This window comes from Pseudarthrobacter leeuwenhoeki (genome assembly GCF_055412885.1).
Genome location: NZ_JBVAYY010000027.1, coordinates 1 through 17,313, shown reverse-complemented (window position 1 = coordinate 17,313; position 17,313 = coordinate 1). Strand labels below are relative to the sequence as shown.

The window sequence follows — 17,313 nt, the reverse complement described above, 5'->3', positions numbered from 1 at the left end:
AGGTCCGCCTGGATCGCCTCCTGCCACGACCCCGTTTCCAAGGCCTACTACGCCCGGAAACGCGCCGAAGGCAAGAAACACAACGCCGCCGTCATCTGCCTTGCACGCCGCCGCTGCGACGTCATCCACGCCATGCTCCGCAACGGCACACTCTACGAGGAAAAAGCTCCCCAAACCGCTTGACAAAAAACATAGGGACACCCCCCCCGGAACCAGCGTCGTGGTCAATGGCCTCACGATCAACACCTCGTACGACTTCCCCGTGACCCCCGTGACCCCCGTGACCCCCGTGAACAATGGCGGTCCCGGAACGGGGTGCAGTCACCACCGCATCAACCAGCAACATCCCGGCCACCAATCTCGGCATCACGGCAACCCCGCACCGCGCCTACGCGCTCCGAAAGATCAACAGCGAGTGCGCAGGCCCGGTCATTCAGGTCACGCGGGCGGACTCGACCCTGCTCGACATCGGGTTCACCGGCTCCGACCTGGACACGACCGCGCTCATGGCTTTCGCCGGATCGGGCGACGTGCACGTGCGGACATGATACGACCAGTCAGGCACGGCCAAGAACCTCGCAATGGCCACCCTCGCGCTGATGCCGAAGATCGTCAGCGCCGGGGTCATGGAAACCACCACGACCAGGAAGCCTGCCGTGAAGTTCGACGGTATCGGCACCTACTACTCCGACCTCAACACGGGACTGTCGGCTGCCGGTGCTGCGTCCATCCTCACCGTCATCAAGGCAGGTTCGCAGACCAGCAAGTACATGTTCGGTGAAGGCCGCCTCAGCGCCGCCCAGCCGCAGTTCGCGCCCGTGCTCAGATCACCGGACGGCACGCACCTGACGCAGTTCATCAGGAACGACGCCAACGCAACGGTGGCAGGGAACGACAACCTCGGCCCGCTGGTAATCAACAACGCCGGCCACCAGGTCACGGTCATCGACACCGGCACAGCAGTCAAGGAGTACCTCGATGCCGGGGCATCCTCGGACACCACCCACACCCGGTCCGCGCTGACCGATGACACGTTCGCACTTGGTGCGTTACGTGGCAACAGCACGCTGGGCTTCTGGACGGGCAACATCTCGGAGATTGTGTTTTTCGCGTCGGCACTCTCGGGCGGCGACCAGACCACTGCAGCCACTAACCAGAAAACCTACTACGCAACCCCCGTAGCTAGGAGTTAGTGCTATCGCACGTGGGCTGCATGCCTTGCCAGCTTAGCCGAAGGTTCATTAGCGAGCACTCGGCTAAGCCGATTTTGGCGTAGTCGCTCAAACGGGATATCGACCAGCACCAGCAAAGCCACGGCCGCGGCCAGAGAGACAGCAACCAAAGTGATCCCGGTGATGGCAATGCCGAACCCGTCCAGAACCTTGGCAAGCAGAACATGCACCAAGTACAGGGGGTAGGAGAGCTCACCTATCCAGCGGTCCTTGCTATTCCGTTTCGTCCATTCGAATACTCGGGGCACAGCAAGTGCCAGTAGAAGAGGCGCAACAACTGCGACCCCGGGAACCTCTGAAACGGCACCGTAGAAGATGGCTGCAAAGATGATGGTCGCCAGCAATGCGGGGCCGACCCAGCGGGCCTGCGCTGTTGCTTTGGCGGAGAGCAGACGGTAGCTGAGTGCACCGGCCAAGAAGAATATGATTTCTGCCGGGAAGAAACGATATGTCCACGGATCGTAGTCAAGCCCGGCCAGGACCAAGGCGACACGCACAAGGGCTGAGCACCCTGCGAGGACAAAGAGCCACTTGTTCGACAGCCGCAGAATGAAGGGTGCGGACAGGTAGAAGAGCAGCTCGACGCTGATGGACCAGGCTTGGGGAATAAGCAGCAGTTCAACGCCTCGAGAGCCTCGCTCAAGCGGGTGCGCAACATAGACGGGCAATCCGCCCTGGACCGAAGTGAACGTGAGGATGTCTTGGCCGAACATGCTGAGGTTGGCTACAGCGGCCAGCGCCAGGCCAGGCAGGGAGAGTTCGGAGTAGTTCTGAACGAGTCCCGATTCCTTTCCGCGCCATACGGAGAAAACCGTGGCGGCGACGGCAGCAAGAAGAACGGCAAGGTAGACCGGGTAGAGACGCGCGAGCCTACTGGCCATAAAGGTCTTCCAGACTCCGCGGTCAAGCGAGAAGTACTTCTTTTCCAAGACCATGACCATGTAGAAGCCGCTGACGACAAAGAAGCATTCAACGGCGGCACTCCCGCCCACCAACTCGGTGCCAAGAATTGCGGTGCTGTGCGCGAGAACCACGCTCAGCGCAAGCAAAAGTCGGATCAGGCCCATGTTTCCCCCAGAGAGCAGCAGTGATTCGCTCATTCTACGGGCCCGCCGCTGGCCATAAGACCCGAATCGTGCTGTGCACCTTCCAGATCCCCGTCGACGCCACGCGAACTTCCCTCAACATCATCGTTCCCGCAGCGGACGGGACGTACGACATCGCGCAGCCGACGATCTACAACCTGACAGCACTCGGCGCGGTCTAGCGAATAAGGCCCGGCAACTGTTGGGCGGCGGCGTCAGCCATCAGCTTTGAACCGGCCGAGCTGGCATGCACACCGTCGCCCGACAGGCCGTCTTTCCATTCCCCGCTCTCCGTGGAAACGACAGATGTCAGGTCAAGGACGCCGACCTCGTTGGCCTTGGCGTATTCAGTCAGCAGCACATTGGCATCCAGCACTTCGTAGCCATGGTCAGCGGACGGAGGGATGAGGGCGAGGACCGGCTTAGCGCCGCGCTCCTTTACCCCTTCAACCAACGCCTCAATGCTCGCGGCGGTCTGCTCGGAGCCAAAAGCCGAGAGCAGATCGTTGGTCCCGGCCTGAACGATCACCACACCCTTAGCAGCGGACGCCTCATCGAGCTTCCCGGCCAGCACCTCGGCGGAAGCGCCTGGCTGGGAAGCGAACGCGCCCATCTTCACGCCGGGGACCTTGCCAGCCTCCACAGTGGCGCGGAACCAGGAGCCCGCGTTGAAGGCGTGGGAATCGCTGAGCACACTTACGACGACCGGGGCGGCGGTGGCCGTAGCGGTGGGCGCAGATCCGGCAGTCGCTTTGCTCTGCTCGTCGTAGTACTTCTGTACCTGATCCGAGACGGGCGGCGGAGAGGCGGCACAGCCGGTAACAACAGCAACAAAACAAGCCAGCACGGCGGCAGCAAGGAAATGGCGCAAGAGTCCCCCAAGGCAGAAGTGATTGCCAACATTCTACGGCCCTGCAAGGGGCCAATAAGACTGGTCAAGTGTCCGCCGCCGGCCCGAATCATATCTCCTGCTCGCCCAAACAGCTTGCCCCGTCGATCGTGGGCCTGCAATAGCTTCCGATCCGCCAAATATCGGATCCGCTCACAGGAGGCCCGCCCCTCCCGTCTCACATATCCGCCAGCACCGATCCCGGGTTCTCGATGGCGTCGGCCACGTAGCGCAGGAAGCCGCCGGCAGTTCCTCCGTCGCAGACGCGGTGGTCGAAGGTAAGTGTCAGTTCGGTGACCTTGCGGACCGCGAGCTCGCCGTTGACCACCCAGGGCTTGTCCATGATGCGTCCCACGCCGAGGATTCCGACCTCGGGGTGGTTGATGATCGCGGCGGAGCCGTCCACCCCGAACACGCCGTAGTTGTTCAGTGTAAAGGTGCCGCTGCCGAGTTCCGCGGGGCTGGCCTTGCCGTCGCGGACGACGGCGGTGAGCCGGCGGATCTCGGCGTCCAGTTCGCGGGCGCTGAGTTTGTCCGCATTGCGCACCGACGGGACCATCAGGCCGCGGTCGGTCTGGGCCGCGAAGCCGAGGTTGACGCCGTCGAAGGCGACAATCTCCTGGGAGGCTCCGCCGGTGGTGTCCTCAGTGGTGACGATGCGGGTGTTCAGCTCCGGGAACTTCTTCAGCCCGGCGGTGACGAAACGCGCAATGAACGCCAGCAGGCCCGGGGTGTGGTGCGGGTCCACTTTCTTTAGGGCGGCGCGCATCTCGACGAGGGCCGTGGCGTCAACGTCCACCCACACGGTGGCTTCGGGGATCTCGGACCGGCTGCGGGTCATGTTCGCCGCGACCGATTTCCGGACGCCGCGGACGGCGGTGCGCCCGCTGATGCCCAGCCCGGTGCGGGCATCGGTGTCACTGGCAGGCTCGGCCGGAGTGGTTTCGACCAACGCTTCCGCCGGACGCTCAAGCACCGCAGGCTTGATGACCGCTTCGACGTCGCGGCGCATGATGAGCCCGCTGGCCCCGGATCCCTGGAGTTCCCCCAAATCAACTCCATGGTCGCGCGCCATCCGCCGGACCAGCGGGGAAATGACCGCCCCGAGTTTGCCGGGCACCCGGGTCCGCATCAGCAGCAGGTCATCCGCGGCCTTCTCGGCCGCGGGCACCTCTGCCACCGGCTCGGCCGCTGCAGTGCCGGCCGGAGACTTCCGGGGCCGGGTCCGGCGGGCAACCCCGTGCCCGCCCGGGGTGCCGTAGCCGATCAGGACATTGCCCGACCCGGCCTTTTCCTCCTCGCGGTACACCTCAGCTGCAACGTCAGCAGTTCCGGCAGGCTCAGCCACCGTGGCAGCGGCAGGCGCAACCGCCGCACCGGCTGGGGTCACGGAGATCAGCGGTTTGCCGACGTCGAGGGTCTGGCCGGGTTCGCCGTGCAGCACGGCGACGGTGCCGGCGTACGGGGAGGGTACTTCGACCATGGACTTGGCCGTCTCGACTTCGGCGATGGGCTGGTCGACGCGGATTTCGTCGCCCACGGCCACGAGCCAGTTCACGAGTTCGGCTTCGGTGAGTCCTTCGCCGAGGTCCGGGAGGAGGAATACTTTCGGTTCGCTCATGGTCAGTTCTCCCACTGGAGGTCGTCAACGGCGTCGAGGATGCGGTCCACGCCGGGCAGGTAGTAGTGCTCGAGCTTCGGCGCCGGGTACGGGACGTCGAAGCCCGTGACGCGGCGGATGGGTGCGGCCAGGTGGTGAAAACAGCGTTCCTGGACCCGGGCGACGATCTCGGAGGACACGGAGGCGAAGCCGTGGGCCTCGGCAATGACCACAGCGCGGCCGGTCTTGCGGACCGAGGCGCAGACCGTTTCGTCGTCGAACGGCACGATCGAGCGGACGTCGATCACTTCGAGCGAGCGTCCCTCCTCGGCGGCCGCGGCGGCCGCGGCGAGCGCGGTCGGGACGGACGGCCCGTAGGCGATCAGCGTCGCGTCGGTGCCCGGGCGGGCGACGGCGGCGCGGCCTTCGGAGGAGGTCCCGCGTTCGGTGTTCTCTACGTGTTCGGCGCGCAGAGCATCCAGGTCCACCTGGTCCTTGGACCAGTAGAGCTTCTTGGGCTCCATGAACATCACGGGGTCATCGGAGTCAATGGCCTCGCGGAGCATCCGGTAGCCGTCGGCAACGGTGGCCGGGGTGAAGACCTTGAGCCCGGCGGTGTGGGCGTAGTAGGCCTCGGAAGAGTCGCAGTGGTGCTCCACTCCCCCGATCCCGCCGGCGTAGGGCACCCGGATGACCATCGGCAGTTTCACGGCGCCCTTGGTCCGGTTGTGCATCTTGGCGACGTGGCTGACGATCTGTTCGAAGGCCGGGTAGGCGAACGCGTCGAACTGCATCTCGATGACCGGGCGCATGCCGTTCATGGCCATGCCGACGGCCATGCCGACGATGCCGGACTCGGCCAGCGGGGTGTCGAAGCAGCGGCTCTTCCCGAACGTTTTGGTGAGCCCGTCGGTGATCCTGAAGACCCCGCCGAGCATGCCGACGTCCTCGCCGAAGACCAGGACCGCGGGGTCCGCGTGCATGGCGTCGGCCATGGCGGTGTTCAGGGCCTTGGCGAGGGTGATGGTCTGCGGGCCGGTTTGCTCAGCAGCAGCCGCAGCGGTGGCGGCGGCACGGGCGGTGGCGGCGCTGACGTTGCCGTTCGCCTCGGACGAGGTGGTGACCGTGGGGCTCATTTCGCGCCCTCCGCCTTCGCGGCGGCGTCGCGGGCGAGTTCGTCGGCGAGCATGGCGGACTGTTCCTTCAGCTGGGGTGTGGGGGTGGAGAAGACGTACTGGAAGAGATCCTGCGGTTCCACCGGGACTTCCTCACTCAGGCCCTCGCGGAGCTGGGTGGCGACGGCTTCGGCCTTCTCGGCGATCCCGGCGGCGCGGGCGTCGTCGAGCAGTCCGCGGTCTGTCAGGTAGGTTTTCATCCGGCTCAGCGGGTCCTTGGCCACCCATTGCGCGACTTCGCTGTCCTGGCGGTACCGGGTGGCGTCGTCGGCGTTGGTGTGGGCCTGCATGCGGTAGGTGTGGGCCTCCACCAGCAGCGGTCCGGAGCCTTCCCGGGCGAGCCGGACGGCGCGGCCCAGGACGGCGAGGAGGGCGACGATGTCGTTGCCGTCCACGCGTTCCCCGGCCATGCCGTAGCCCACGGCCTTGTGGGCGAGTGACGGCGCGACGGACTGGTGGGCCAGCGGGACGGAGATCGCGTACTGGTTGTTCTGGACGAAGAACACGACCGGCAGGTGGAAGACCGCGGCGAAGTTCAGCGCCTCGTGGAAGTCGCCCTCGCTGGTGGCGCCGTCGCCGCACATGGCCAGGACGACGGTGTCCTCGCCGCGCAGTTTGGCGGCGTGGGCCACGCCGACGCCGTGCAGCAGCTGGGTGGTCAGCGGGGTGCACTGGATTCCGACCTTGTGCCGGGAGGGGTCGTAGCCGCCGTGCCAGTCGCCGCGGAAGAGCGTCATAGTCTGGACGGGGTCCACGCCGCGGGCCATTACTGCCACGGAGTCGCGGTAGGTGGGGAACATCCAGTCGCCCTCGGACAGGCACAGGGCGGCGGCGACCTGGCAGGCCTCCTGGCCGTGGCTGGACGGGTAAACGGCCATGCGGCCCTGCCGGACAAGGGCGGAGTTCTGGTCGTTGACGCGACGCCCGACGACCAGCTGTTCGTAGGCGGCCATCAGTTCCTCGTCGCCGGGGAGTGCATATTCGTGGCCCGGCTGGGTGCCCTGCTCGGTATGCGGGTTCAGGGTGCCGTCCGGGCCCACCATCTGGATCTGGTGCCGGGCGGGCAGCATGTAGTCCTCGACGGTGATGCCGAACTTGCGCACCGCCTCGCTGGCGGCGTCTTCCGGCGCACTGCCGGGTGCCGCGGCGCCGGGTGTCTGGTCCTCGGGCGCCGGGTGCTGCGCAGTGTGGTCTGCGGAGATCGTCATTGGTCCGTCCTTCTGTAGCCACTATTCGTTCCAAGTATGGCGTGGGACGATATTTCGTATCCACCGCCTGTGTGAATCGTGGAGAGTTCCAGAGACTTGGCCTATTCTGGAAGACGAATTGTAGATGTGAGCTGGATTACCGGCAGGGGTAATGGACGAATGGCAGAGGACGAGGCGGACCAGGCGGTGGTGCCGCTGGATGATGTGGACCGGAACATCATTGCGGAGCTGACGCGGGACGGGCGGATGTCCGTCACGCAGGTCGCGGAGAACGTCCACATCTCGCGGGCCCACGCGTACACGCGGATCGCCCGGCTGACCGGCGAGGGCGTGCTGACCAAGTTCACGGCGCTGGTGGATCCGATCAAGGCCGGACTCAAGTCCTCGGCCTACGTGACGCTCAAGGTTCGGCAGCACTCCTGGCGGGAACTCCGCGAGCTGCTGCGCGCCATTCCGGAGGTGCACCACATCGCGCTGGTGGGCGGGGACTTCGATGTGATCCTGCTGGTGCGCGCCGTGGATAACGTCGATCTGCGCCGGGTAATTTTCGACCAGCTGCAGTCCATGCCCGGGGTGCTGGATACGCAGACGTTTCTGGTGTTTGAGGATGTGGACACGCGGTGAGTTCGGTAACGTATTCCATCTGGATGTAATCGAAGAGCGCATCCAGATGGAATCGCCGTAGCACCTCGGTCCCACACGTCGCTCGCTTCGGTGTCGACGAACAGAAGAAACCGGGCTCCGGGTACACTTACCAAGAATGTACAAAAATCGGTAATGGGGCGAGCCCAGCGGCCGTCGAATAAAATACACAGGGGGACCCAGCTTGGACTTGCGCGACTACATGCGGATTTTGCGCCGAGGCTGGATGCTAATCACGGCGGCAACACTAGGGGGGCTCCTGATTGGCGGCGCGGCTTCCGTTCTAGTGCGCCCGACATATACCTCGCAAACGCAGCTCTTTGTTTCCTTGCAAAACTCGGGAACGGTTTCCGAGTTGCAGCAGGGCAACACCTTCAGCCAAGCGCGTGTGCAGTCTTACGTGCGGACAGTAACCTCACCTATTGTCCTACAGCCGGCAATCGATGCGCTAGGTCTGGGTATCTCAGCGGAGCAACTAGCAACGAAAGTCATCGCGAGCACAGATTTGAACACTGTCCTCATCAACATCTCAGTGGTCGACGGGTCCCCCGTTCAAGCAGCGGCGATCGCGCAAGCCGTCGCGAACAGCCTGATCCAGGCCGTGGATTCCCTAGAAAAACCAAAAAATAGCAGTTCGTCTCCTGTGGGCCTCTCTATAATCAAACCAGCCGTTGCCCCTGGCGCACCCTCCGCCCCAAACACGCAGCTGAATCTGGTCCTCGGTGTACTTATCGGCCTTGCCATGGGAGTTGGTACAGCAGTACTCCGAGAAATCCTAGACAATAGAATTCGCAGTGAAGCAGACCTTCGCAATGTCACGGATGCTCCCCTGTTGGGTGGCATAGCCTATGATCAGGATGCCGCCAAGAAGCCACTGCTGACGCAGGCTCCCCCCCAGAGCCCACGGGCCGAGTCCTTCCGGCAGCTTCGTACCAATCTTCAGTTCGCCAATATCTCCGGTCATGCGAAGACTGTTCTCGTCACCTCGTCCCTTCCCGGAGAAGGAAAGAGCACGACCGCGGCGAATTTGGCAATTGCCCTGGCACAGGCTGGACAAACCGTTTGTCTTCTTGACGCTGATCTTCGACGACCAGCCGTAAGCGAATACCTCGGCTTGGACCGAAACGCAGGCTTGACCACTGCGCTCATCGGGACCACCGACGTTAATGACCTCTTACAACCGTGGGGCAATGAAAATCTTTTCATACTGACTTCCGGGCAAATTCCCCCAAACCCCAGCGAACTCTTAGGCTCCGACGAAATGAGAAATCTGATTCTCCGTCTGGAGCAGGCATTCGACACAATAGTCGTTGATGCGCCGCCATTACTTCCAGTCACCGATGCCGCTGTGCTCGCACAGTATGTGGGCGGAGTGGTCTTGGTGGTCGATGCTCAATCCGTCCGGCGAAATGACGTTGAAAAATCGCTGGCTGCCCTTGATATGGTCGGTGGCGATCTGCTTGGTGTCGTGCTGAATAGGCTGCCTGCCAGGGGTGCAGACGCATACACATACTCGTATACTTCCCACGAGGGTGGCTCCCAGCGACATCCAGAACGAAGCTCAAGGGGAGCTACAAAGAGGACTTTGGAGTCAAGTAAAAGTCATGTTAGTCATGAATACGGCGCCCAAGTGACCTCATCCGACATTGACGAATTCGATTGCGCCGTATTTCAGGAAGTCGCTCCAACTGCCAATCGGTACCCGGCAGGCCGCTTCCCCGAGAACTAAGTTTGAGTCTCCATACCGAGCCGAATTAGTCGTTGGCTCGGATCCCGTGCGGGTGCGGCGAACCCCACTATTGAGTTCCTCGCAGCCAGCCTTGCCCTACTAAGTGTCCGAGGACATTTCCAGAAAGAAAGTCCGTACTTTGAACCGTCTGCAGAAATCGACTACTCTCTGGCTACAGGGTGGACTAGGTAACCAACTCTTCCAGTGGAATGCTGGCCTGCACATAGCGCGCATGGCGGGGACAGATCTACTGGTATCGGCTGCTAGTTTTCATCGCGATAAACTGCGCGATCTCGGCTTGGAGAACTTGGCATCCCAAATTAGTTTCACTTCCTGGTGGGAAGACTTGCTTATTGGTCCTCCACATCACAGGAATGGTGTCCTTCGAACTCGCCTTGGCCCATTACGGCTGGAGATCACCCAATCCCTAGATGAACTCCACGTGCCCGGGAAAGTCGCCATCGGATTCTTCCAAGATGCATCCAGTCTCGCTTTGAATACACAAGTTGTTGTGAACTCCCTGCGCGGGATGCGGGATGCGCTCATGCACTCTCCAATCGCGCAAAGGGTTGCGGGTAGAACGGTTGCGCACGTCCGGCGGGGCGACTACGCCTCTGCTCCGGCTGCGCTCCGAACCTTCGGCTCGATACGGACTGACTACTATCACGAGAGCTTCGACCTATTGGGCACAAGCCTCAATGACGTTGTCTTCTTCACGGACGATCCTCAGTACGTGATTGATTCTTTCGGCGTCAAACCACAATCTGTAGTTGGTCCACATGAGGGCGGTTCCGACTTGGACGCCATGTTATGCATGTCGCTTTGTAGCTCGTTAGTGATTCCGAATAGCACCTATTCTTGGTGGGCCGCCGAAGTTTCCGGCGAAGAAACCCCGATCGTTGCACCCCAAAACTGGTTTGTCGATCAGCGCGGCGGGTTCACTTTAGCTCGGGACAGCTGGGCAAAGCTACCAAACTAGAATTGAGCAACTTCGTGCACGGTATGATTCAGCTGATTAGGAAGTTCGGATGGCTTCCGGGCGCGCAGGCCCTTGTCTTCATCATGTCGATGTCCGGCTTTGCAATACTTGCCCATATCTTGGGCCCCTCTCAATACTCACGATTCGCATCAGTGATCTTGCTGTTCACGGTGGCCTCGCTACTTTCCGATCTGTCTCCCCAGGGCTATGCAATAGTCCATGGTTCAACTTTTCACGCAATCTCGCTTTCAAAACGACTCGCATGGCTCTCTGGCTTGGCGGGTCTAGCCCTATTGGCAACCGCAATAGTAGTCACGTCGCCCTATATACCCGGTGGCCCTCTCACTATTTTCGAATCCGGGCTTCTGATTCTGGCCTTGGTATCGCAAGTCGCGATGCAGGTCCCCAGGGCCGTCCTGGTTTCTAACGCGCGGTACAAATCCATGGCTATCTGCGATGTCGGATCGACCTTGCTCGGGGTCACTGCGGCGCTGCTGATTGCGGGAAGTACGTTCGCTAACTACGCCCTTGTCGCTCAGCTCACCGTAGCGACGGTGGCTAGGTCGGCCGCTGTCTTTGCTTCGGCGCGGACCGCCCGGACTGAGACAATCCAGCAAGGGGAGGCGAGGGATCTCTGGTCAGCGGTTCGCTACGGAGTGAGAGTCATTCCTCTCAACGTGGCCTCATACCTGGGACGGTCGATAGACTCCGGAATTCTTCCGCTGCTGGTGCCAGCTGCGGCTGCTGCCGGATACTCAAGGAGCTATCAGGTTGTGGTTACTCCAATCACGCAACTCCAACTCTCTCTTGGCCCTGCGGTCCTCGACCGGTTGTCCCGCTCGAAGCGAGAGAACACGGCCGACGGCAGAGAAGTCGGAATGAAGCTGTGGATCTGGATGTCAAGGATCATGTTCGCCTCAGCTGTGGTTATTTGCGTGATGTCGACCGCGATCGAGTACGTCATCTTTGGCCCGAAATGGCCGATGGTCCACGTCATGATCGTTGCGATGGCCAGCTGCTTGCCCGGGATAGCCCTGGCCAGTTTCGGCTCTTGGTCATTGCAGATTGACGGGGGAAACCGGCGCACGGTAGCCCATTTTCTCGTAATCATTACTACTCCCATCGCCGTCGTGTGGACTGCCAGTTTCGCCTCATTCAACCTAGCGGTCGCCGCTCTCGTTCTGTGCGGAGGGCTCATTCAGCCGCTCCTTCTATCAGCAATTCATGCCCATTCGATGCCCTCCAGCAAGACAAAGAGGGCCGCCGCCATAGCATTACAATGGTTGGTGCTTACGACAATCTTCTCCTTCGTCTCACTTAATTCTGAGTTTTGGGTTTATGAGTTCTAATGGGCCCTAATGAGGATCGTGTTATCGATGACTCATGAATTTTCCTAAGGGACAGTCGTGCACAATTATGATGTTTCAGTAGTTATACCTGCATTTGATTCTGCTTCGCACATCGAAGCGGCCATACGGAGTGCACAGAACCTCGGAGTCGGAGAGATTATAGTTGTCGGCGATGGATGGACTGATGATACATTGACCATTGCCCGCGGACACAACTGCATGGTAATCGTTCAAGAGAATTCTGGAGCAAGTCACTCCCGCAGAACAGGACTGAAATGTGCGTCTATGCCTTTGATAATAATGCTAGGTGCGGATGATTGTCTGATTGCCCATGGCGTCCAGGAATCGATCCGACTATCAGAATTAGATAAGAATGCCGTATTGGTCGCGGGGACGACTGTGTCAGTGACAAGGTCCTCATCGCGCCGCATGGTTCCATGGCCCGAGGGAACTTCTATTTACAGCCTTCTATCTAGAGGGTTTTCCCCCGGACCGCCCCCTGTCTTCCTGTGGAGAACAGAAGCTTCAAGGAAAGCTATGAGTGATTCGCCACCTGCATTGAACTCAAACTTGCCGAAGATTACGAGCTCTTGGTTAGGGCGGCAGCTTTAGGTGCCTTCATAATTCACAATAATCTCACATGCGTTTATGCATCCGAGGGCGGAAAATCCGCTCTCGCTCCGCTAGAAAGCAATGTAGCTGCTGTGGATCCGCCGTTTTTATTCTAAGACCAGAGGCATTCCTATCCACAAACGTGGCAATCACGAGTTGCAGAGCATGGCCTACCTTCGTCTGGCATACTCGGCAAGTGACTTCCCAGTGAAGAAACTCGACTTATTGATCCGGGCTGCGTCAACGTCACTAATGCTATTTCCGAAACTAGTCGCAAGAAAGTTCATCAGGGCTGCATCATGGTGACTTTCGCGTACCGAGGAGTATTGTAGATATGTCCGATTGGCAAACCGACCGAGCTCGCTATGGAAAGAACGCGTGGCTACTACAGCCGTCCTACTGGTCTATAGCTATATACAGATTTGGCCGCTGGGTCTACGGTGTTCCCCGGGTTATAAGGCCGATTCCTCACGCAGTCTACTTCGTGGCCTATTCCACAGTTCGATTACTTACCGGCATCGATATACCTAGGACGGCCGCAGTCGGACCAGGACTCCTGATCCACCACTTTGGCGGAATTATCATTCATCCCCAAGCGAAGATCGGAGCGTACTGCGAGCTTCGTCATGGCGTCACAGTCGGATTACGGGAAGAACACAAAGGTCCGCCCAAGATTGGTGATCACGTCCTCATTGGCGCCTATGCTCAGATCCTAGGCGACATCGAAGTCGGCGACCATGCAAAAATTGGAGCCATGACGTTGGTCTTGGTCGACGTTCCTGCCGGCGCCACCGCCGTCGGTATTCCAGCACGCATTTCCCGTGTCTGCGCTGGCCTTGAAGAACGGCCGAAGCCATGACGCTGCCCGAGATACCCTGCTCGACGGGCTTGTATTGAATATTGGCTTCTATGGGCTCCACCTGTGGTGCGGGTGAGCACCATCGTCTGGTGGCGCGACTGGTGTGGTTGAGCACCACCTGAAAAGCTCTTTCCACCGTGTGACGGACACATGGTGCAAGGAGTACCGGTAATGGGGCCCTTCGCGTTTAGGCATGGTTGGTTGGTTTCGCCCGGTAGGGGCGGTGGCCGCCGGCGGCGAGTAAGCACCTGAGCCGGTAGTTGGTGAAGTTGCGGAAGCCGCGGGCGATTCTGCGGGTGGTTTCGATGACGCCGTTGATCGCTTCTGTGGGGCCGTTGGAGGCGCCGTTGGTCTCGAAGTAGGCCAGGATCGCCGACTTCCATTGTTTGAGTGTGTGTGATCGACTATCTGTAGGCCGTTTCAGCCGTTAAATCATGCCGTGTTGGTGGCTGGTTTCCTGCCAAAAGAGCGCTAAGAATCAGGCCGGGCACTTCCCTCCTCATCATGGATTCGGGGAGTGCGCGGGGATTGAGACCACCCGGGCCCGGGCGGTTCCCAGTGTGTTGGGAACATGGGCCCGCCACCCCCAGATAGGTTCCTTACGGCGCTGCCATTGCGAAGCGTGTGCGCCGGAAGGGCTGGAAAGCAGATAACGGTACCCATGTCCGTTCAAGAAAATATCAGAAGACTCGATTCCCAGGGAGTCCCGGGCCGTGAGATTGCCCGCACGTTGGGCATTAGCCGTGATTCGGTGGCCAAGTACGCCGATCAGCAGGACTTCTCCCCGGCACCGCCGGCACCGCTGGTGCGGCCCGGGCCTCGGTGTTGACCGGGTTCGATCACATCATTGAGCAGTGGCTGGGCGAGAACCAGCGCCGGCCGCGCAAGCAGCGTCATACGGCCAAGCGCATCTTCGACCGGCTCGTGGCCGAGCATGGTTTCACCGGGACGTATTCTCCGGTCCAGCGGCACGTGAAGAAGTGGGCGGCCCGGTACCGGCAGGCCGGAGAGGGCTTCACGGAGCTGGTCTGGCCCGCCGGCACCGCGCAGGTGGACCCCGGCGCGGTTCGCGTCCAATCCGCGGTGTAAGAGCATCATTATCCGAGGGGATAGAATAAAGTGGGTAGATGCTTCTTCAGGTCTTGAGTGCGAGCGGCGTCATGTCTGCAAGAAAGCCTCCTCACCGTCAATGCGTCGAAAAGTCCGATTGGTTGTGTGGCTTTCCAAAAGCAGGAAATTTAATTGTCCGATCGGTGAAGACCATATGATTCCGAAGCTAAAGAACCTTCTTAGCTTCATCATATGACGCTCATTCAGCCAACGGTTTCTACCGTGAGTTTATTGAAAATCAGTAGCTATAGCCCACCGTGGTAATCTTCCTTTGAGGGTTTCTTCAACAACTCAAGATGTCTAAGTATTTTGATGTTCCAGCAAATCAGAAATTGGCATGTTCAGTAATAGATATAGATCGTATCTTGGGGTCAGACGCGGCAAGTAGATCGCAGGTGAAAGGCAAAATGAAATCTTCCGTGGTTAGCGTCGTAATACCTGCCTTCAATGCAGAAGCGCACATAGCTCGTGCGATCCTAAGCGCCCGAGCCTCGGGAATAGAACGAATCACTGTGGTTGACGACGGATCAATCGATGCCACAGCCACAGTCGCTGAGGGGCTGGGATGCACTGTTCTTCGCCAGACCAACAGGGGAGCCGCCCAAGCGCGAATAGCAGGGCTCTCCGCCATCAGCACTGAGCTAGTCATATTTCTTGATGCCGACGATGAACTCGTTCCTCAAGGTGTATCGGAACTGCTTGGCCGTATGCGGGACAGATCGGAATGGTCCGGTGTTCACGGGCTGTCACTCTGCGTTGCGTCCGGCGATTCAGGGGGTTCAGGCAAATACATGGGTGGCTGGTCGGAAGGCATCGACCTTAGAAGTCTTCTCAGTCGTGGAATTTGCCCGGGACCGGCGGGGTCTTTCATATGGAGGGTAGACGAAGTCCGGCTTGCGATAGGCGCGGATGTGCCAGCGCTGTGGCCGCGATTTGGAGAGGATTACGAAATGCTTCTCCGAGTAGCCGCAAATGGACATATTGGACAAGAGCCAATCATCCTCTGCAACTACACGCTCACCGGCGGCAAATCAGCTGTGTCGCCGTTTCGAGACAACGTAGCCGCCGAACGGATTCGGCGGCACTATGCAGAAATATATGGAATCTACATCCGCAAGCGAGGCCTGAATGAAATCAAGAGCATGGGACACTTGCGAGATGCCTACGCGCTGTCCGCAAATCCAAACTTGATCCCAAAGGCTCGCCATATGATCGCCGCGGCGATCCTTACGCCGCTCATGTTCCCCCGCCTTGTTCGGCACAGGATCCAGAGAAGCTGGAAGTTTTCGAGGCGACACTTCTAGTTCGACCATGTCGGTGGCCCGGCTGCGGCGGCCCTTGACCTGCTGTGACAGGTTCCGTCTGGCCTCGGTCATGGTCTGGTTGCCGAGGGAGACCAGATGGAAGTGATCGACTGCGACAGCGGTGCGGGGAAGCCACATTCTCAACGCCTTCCGGGACGCCGCCGAGTTGTCGATCGCCGAGACCTGGACGCCCAGCCGCCACTGGAGCGGGCGGGCGAAGCGCCAGTCCCCGACGCTCTTGTGGTCCCGGCCATCGACCACGCCCAGGACCTGCCCGGTGTCCAGATCAACGATCGCCGTCATCCACGGCTCGTACCGGACCCACGACCCGGATTCCTAAGCACGGAAATACCGCACGGACCGGAACCGGTGTTCATCGATACCCAGCATCCGCGGGCTGAGCTCGTCCACGTCCGGCAGGGTGAAGAAACATGCCTCGGCCAATGCAGCGCGGACCATCCACCACGAAACCGCGAACGCCGCAGCCGTCTAGGACACGGCCCGGCCGGAACTAGCCCCAGGTTTTCATGGCGGGTCTGTCGGGATGGCGTGTTAGTCAGGGAAAGGGTGCTCTGAACTGGGAAAATAGTGGTTGTCGAGACCGTTATTTGCCGAGCGAGGGAGCACCCTTTCGATGCAAAAGTCTACCGCTGTTTTTCCGTCCGTTCCGGTCAGTTTCACCGGCCAGTCGCTGATTTCCCACGCCGGGGTTTCGGTACTCACCGGCTTCATGGACGCGCTGGGTTTCGGCCGGCTGTGCGAGGACAGGCTCGGCCAGTTCGTTCCCTCCGGCGCGAAACACCGGCCGGGCCGGCTGGTTGGTTCGTTGGCCGCGATGCTCGCCGCCGGAGGTGAATATGCCTCGGATCTGGACATCCTGCGTTCCTCACCCGGGGTCTTTGGTGGCTCTTCAAGGTTCCCGGGGAAATAGGTTCGTGTTGTAGCTAGCAGAGGACTCGTGGTCCTGCTGGGATGAGTGTTACTACGCATTCAACCTGAACAGGAACCACGAGCCTTGTTAGAGCCTACTGTGGCTGGCCATGATGCTGCCAGCATGATCTTCAACCTCCCCGATTACCGTGTCATCGGCACTGTGCTGCTCCCTGGCGGGGTGCGCCATGTCACGGTCGAGTCCATGTTCCCGCCGGGGTGCCCGAGCTGTGGGGTCATCGCGTCGCGGGTGAAGGAACGCCGGTGCCAGCGGCTGCGTGATATCCCGGTCGCCGGCGCGGTGGTGCTGCTCTGGGACAAGCGCCGCTGGTTCTGTGACGAGTACCTGTGCGAGCGGAAATCGTTCTTGTGTGTGATCGACTATCTGTAGGCCGTTTCAGCCGGAGAATCATGCCGTGTTGGTGGCTGGTTTCCTGCCAAAAGAGCGCTAAGAATCAGGCCGGGCACTTCCCTCCTCATGATGGATTCGGGGAGTGCGCGGAGATTGAGATCACCCGGGCCCGGGCGGTTCCCAGTGTGTTGGGAACATGGGCCCGCCACCCCCAGATAGGTTCCTTACGGCGCTGCCATTGCGAAGCGTGTGCGCCGG

Annotated in this window: 17 protein-coding genes and 4 pseudogenes; 14 read left to right on the top strand and 7 right to left on the bottom strand. The window is 60.4% G+C overall.

The window, feature by feature from the left end:
- From ACZYX4_RS17155 to ACZYX4_RS17145, 3 genes and pseudogenes are all read left to right on the top strand, one after another.
- Positions 1-183 (top strand): annotated as a pseudogene (locus ACZYX4_RS17155) (IS110 family transposase); the annotation flags it as partial.
- A gap of 113 nt (positions 184-296) precedes the next feature.
- Positions 297-548 carry a hypothetical protein gene (locus ACZYX4_RS17150; RefSeq protein WP_463878179.1) on the top strand — a complete coding sequence of 84 codons (252 nt, stop codon included), beginning with the start codon at positions 297-299 and terminating at the stop codon, positions 546-548.
- A gap of 33 nt (positions 549-581) precedes the next feature.
- Positions 582-1,193, top strand: a complete 612-nt coding sequence (locus ACZYX4_RS17145) for a hypothetical protein (protein WP_463878177.1) — start codon at positions 582-584, stop codon at positions 1,191-1,193.
- Between the two features lie 2 nt (positions 1,194-1,195).
- On the opposite strand, the gene ACZYX4_RS17140 is transcribed toward ACZYX4_RS17145, so the two are convergent.
- Positions 1,196-2,332, bottom strand: a complete 1,137-nt coding sequence (locus ACZYX4_RS17140) for an acyltransferase family protein (protein ID WP_463878174.1) — start codon at positions 2,330-2,332, stop codon at positions 1,196-1,198.
- Positions 2,333-2,367: 35 nt separating this feature from the next.
- Between ACZYX4_RS17140 and ACZYX4_RS17135 the strand changes: the two genes are divergently transcribed.
- Entirely contained in the window at positions 2,368-2,499 is a 132-nt protein-coding gene (locus ACZYX4_RS17135) for a hypothetical protein (RefSeq protein WP_463878172.1), read from the top strand.
- Here ACZYX4_RS17135 and ACZYX4_RS17130 read toward each other — a convergent pair.
- The 4 genes from ACZYX4_RS17130 to pdhA form a co-directional block, all read right to left on the bottom strand.
- Positions 2,496-3,188 (bottom strand): SGNH/GDSL hydrolase family protein, encoded by a 693-nt coding sequence (locus ACZYX4_RS17130; protein WP_463878169.1) that lies wholly within the window; start codon positions 3,186-3,188, stop codon positions 2,496-2,498. The genes ACZYX4_RS17135 and ACZYX4_RS17130 overlap by 4 nt on opposite strands.
- A 196-nt stretch (positions 3,189-3,384) precedes the next feature.
- Complete coding sequence (locus ACZYX4_RS17125; RefSeq protein WP_463878167.1) at positions 3,385-4,827, bottom strand: dihydrolipoamide acetyltransferase family protein; 1,443 nt, start codon at positions 4,825-4,827, stop codon at positions 3,385-3,387.
- A gap of 2 nt (positions 4,828-4,829) precedes the next feature.
- The gene (locus ACZYX4_RS17120) at positions 4,830-5,942 is read right to left on the bottom strand and encodes an alpha-ketoacid dehydrogenase subunit beta (protein WP_463878165.1); all 1,113 of its coding nucleotides are present in this window, start codon (positions 5,940-5,942) and stop codon (positions 4,830-4,832) included.
- Positions 5,939-7,189, bottom strand: a complete 1,251-nt coding sequence (gene pdhA / locus ACZYX4_RS17115; protein ID WP_463878163.1) for a pyruvate dehydrogenase (acetyl-transferring) E1 component subunit alpha — start codon at positions 7,187-7,189, stop codon at positions 5,939-5,941. The genes ACZYX4_RS17120 and pdhA overlap by 4 nt, the downstream gene beginning before the upstream one ends.
- A gap of 159 nt (positions 7,190-7,348) precedes the next feature.
- Here pdhA and ACZYX4_RS17110 point away from each other — a divergent pair, with 159 nt between their 5' ends.
- The 6 genes from ACZYX4_RS17110 to ACZYX4_RS17085 all read left to right on the top strand — a co-directional run bounded on the left by ACZYX4_RS17110 (position 7,349) and on the right by ACZYX4_RS17085 (position 13,359).
- Entirely contained in the window at positions 7,349-7,813 is a 465-nt protein-coding gene (locus ACZYX4_RS17110) for an Lrp/AsnC family transcriptional regulator (protein WP_463878161.1), read from the top strand.
- A 244-nt stretch (positions 7,814-8,057) separates the two neighbouring features.
- Complete coding sequence (locus ACZYX4_RS17105; protein ID WP_463878158.1) at positions 8,058-9,560, top strand: tyrosine-protein kinase domain-containing protein; 1,503 nt, start codon at positions 8,058-8,060, stop codon at positions 9,558-9,560.
- Between the two features lie 103 nt (positions 9,561-9,663).
- Positions 9,664-10,539, top strand: coding sequence for an alpha-1,2-fucosyltransferase (locus ACZYX4_RS17100; protein ID WP_463878156.1), 876 nt, complete (start codon positions 9,664-9,666; stop codon positions 10,537-10,539).
- A gap of 2 nt (positions 10,540-10,541) precedes the next feature.
- The gene (locus ACZYX4_RS17095) at positions 10,542-11,888 is read left to right on the top strand and encodes an oligosaccharide flippase family protein (RefSeq protein ID WP_463878153.1); all 1,347 of its coding nucleotides are present in this window, start codon (positions 10,542-10,544) and stop codon (positions 11,886-11,888) included.
- A 57-nt stretch (positions 11,889-11,945) separates the two neighbouring features.
- Positions 11,946-12,500, top strand: a complete 555-nt coding sequence (locus ACZYX4_RS17090; protein WP_463878151.1) for a glycosyltransferase family 2 protein — start codon at positions 11,946-11,948, stop codon at positions 12,498-12,500.
- A 334-nt stretch (positions 12,501-12,834) separates the two neighbouring features.
- Positions 12,835-13,359: a serine O-acetyltransferase gene (locus ACZYX4_RS17085; protein ID WP_463878148.1), complete on the top strand. Its 525-nt coding sequence runs from the start codon at positions 12,835-12,837 to the stop codon at positions 13,357-13,359.
- Positions 13,360-13,546: 187 nt separating this feature from the next.
- On the opposite strand, the pseudogene ACZYX4_RS17080 reads toward ACZYX4_RS17085, so the two are convergent.
- Positions 13,547-13,753 (bottom strand): annotated as a pseudogene (locus ACZYX4_RS17080) (transposase); the annotation flags it as partial.
- Between the two features lie 431 nt (positions 13,754-14,184).
- Between ACZYX4_RS17080 and ACZYX4_RS17075 the strand changes: the two are divergent.
- Both ACZYX4_RS17075 and ACZYX4_RS17070 read left to right on the top strand, forming a co-directional pair.
- The gene (locus ACZYX4_RS17075; RefSeq protein ID WP_463878146.1) at positions 14,185-14,448 is read left to right on the top strand and encodes a hypothetical protein; all 264 of its coding nucleotides are present in this window, start codon (positions 14,185-14,187) and stop codon (positions 14,446-14,448) included.
- 317 nt (positions 14,449-14,765) lie between these two features.
- Positions 14,766-15,173 (top strand): annotated as a pseudogene (locus ACZYX4_RS17070) (glycosyltransferase family 2 protein); the annotation flags it as partial.
- 327 nt (positions 15,174-15,500) lie between these two features.
- On the opposite strand, the gene ACZYX4_RS17065 reads toward ACZYX4_RS17070, so the two are convergent.
- Positions 15,501-16,076, bottom strand: a complete 576-nt coding sequence (locus tag ACZYX4_RS17065) for a transposase (protein ID WP_463878143.1) — start codon at positions 16,074-16,076, stop codon at positions 15,501-15,503.
- A gap of 331 nt (positions 16,077-16,407) precedes the next feature.
- Here ACZYX4_RS17065 and ACZYX4_RS17060 point away from each other — a divergent pair.
- A pseudogene (locus tag ACZYX4_RS17060) lies at positions 16,408-16,677 on the top strand (IS1380 family transposase); the annotation flags it as partial.
- A gap of 150 nt (positions 16,678-16,827) precedes the next feature.
- Entirely contained in the window at positions 16,828-17,094 is a 267-nt protein-coding gene (locus ACZYX4_RS17055; protein ID WP_463878141.1) for a transposase family protein, read from the top strand.
- Positions 17,095-17,313 lie beyond the last annotated feature (219 nt).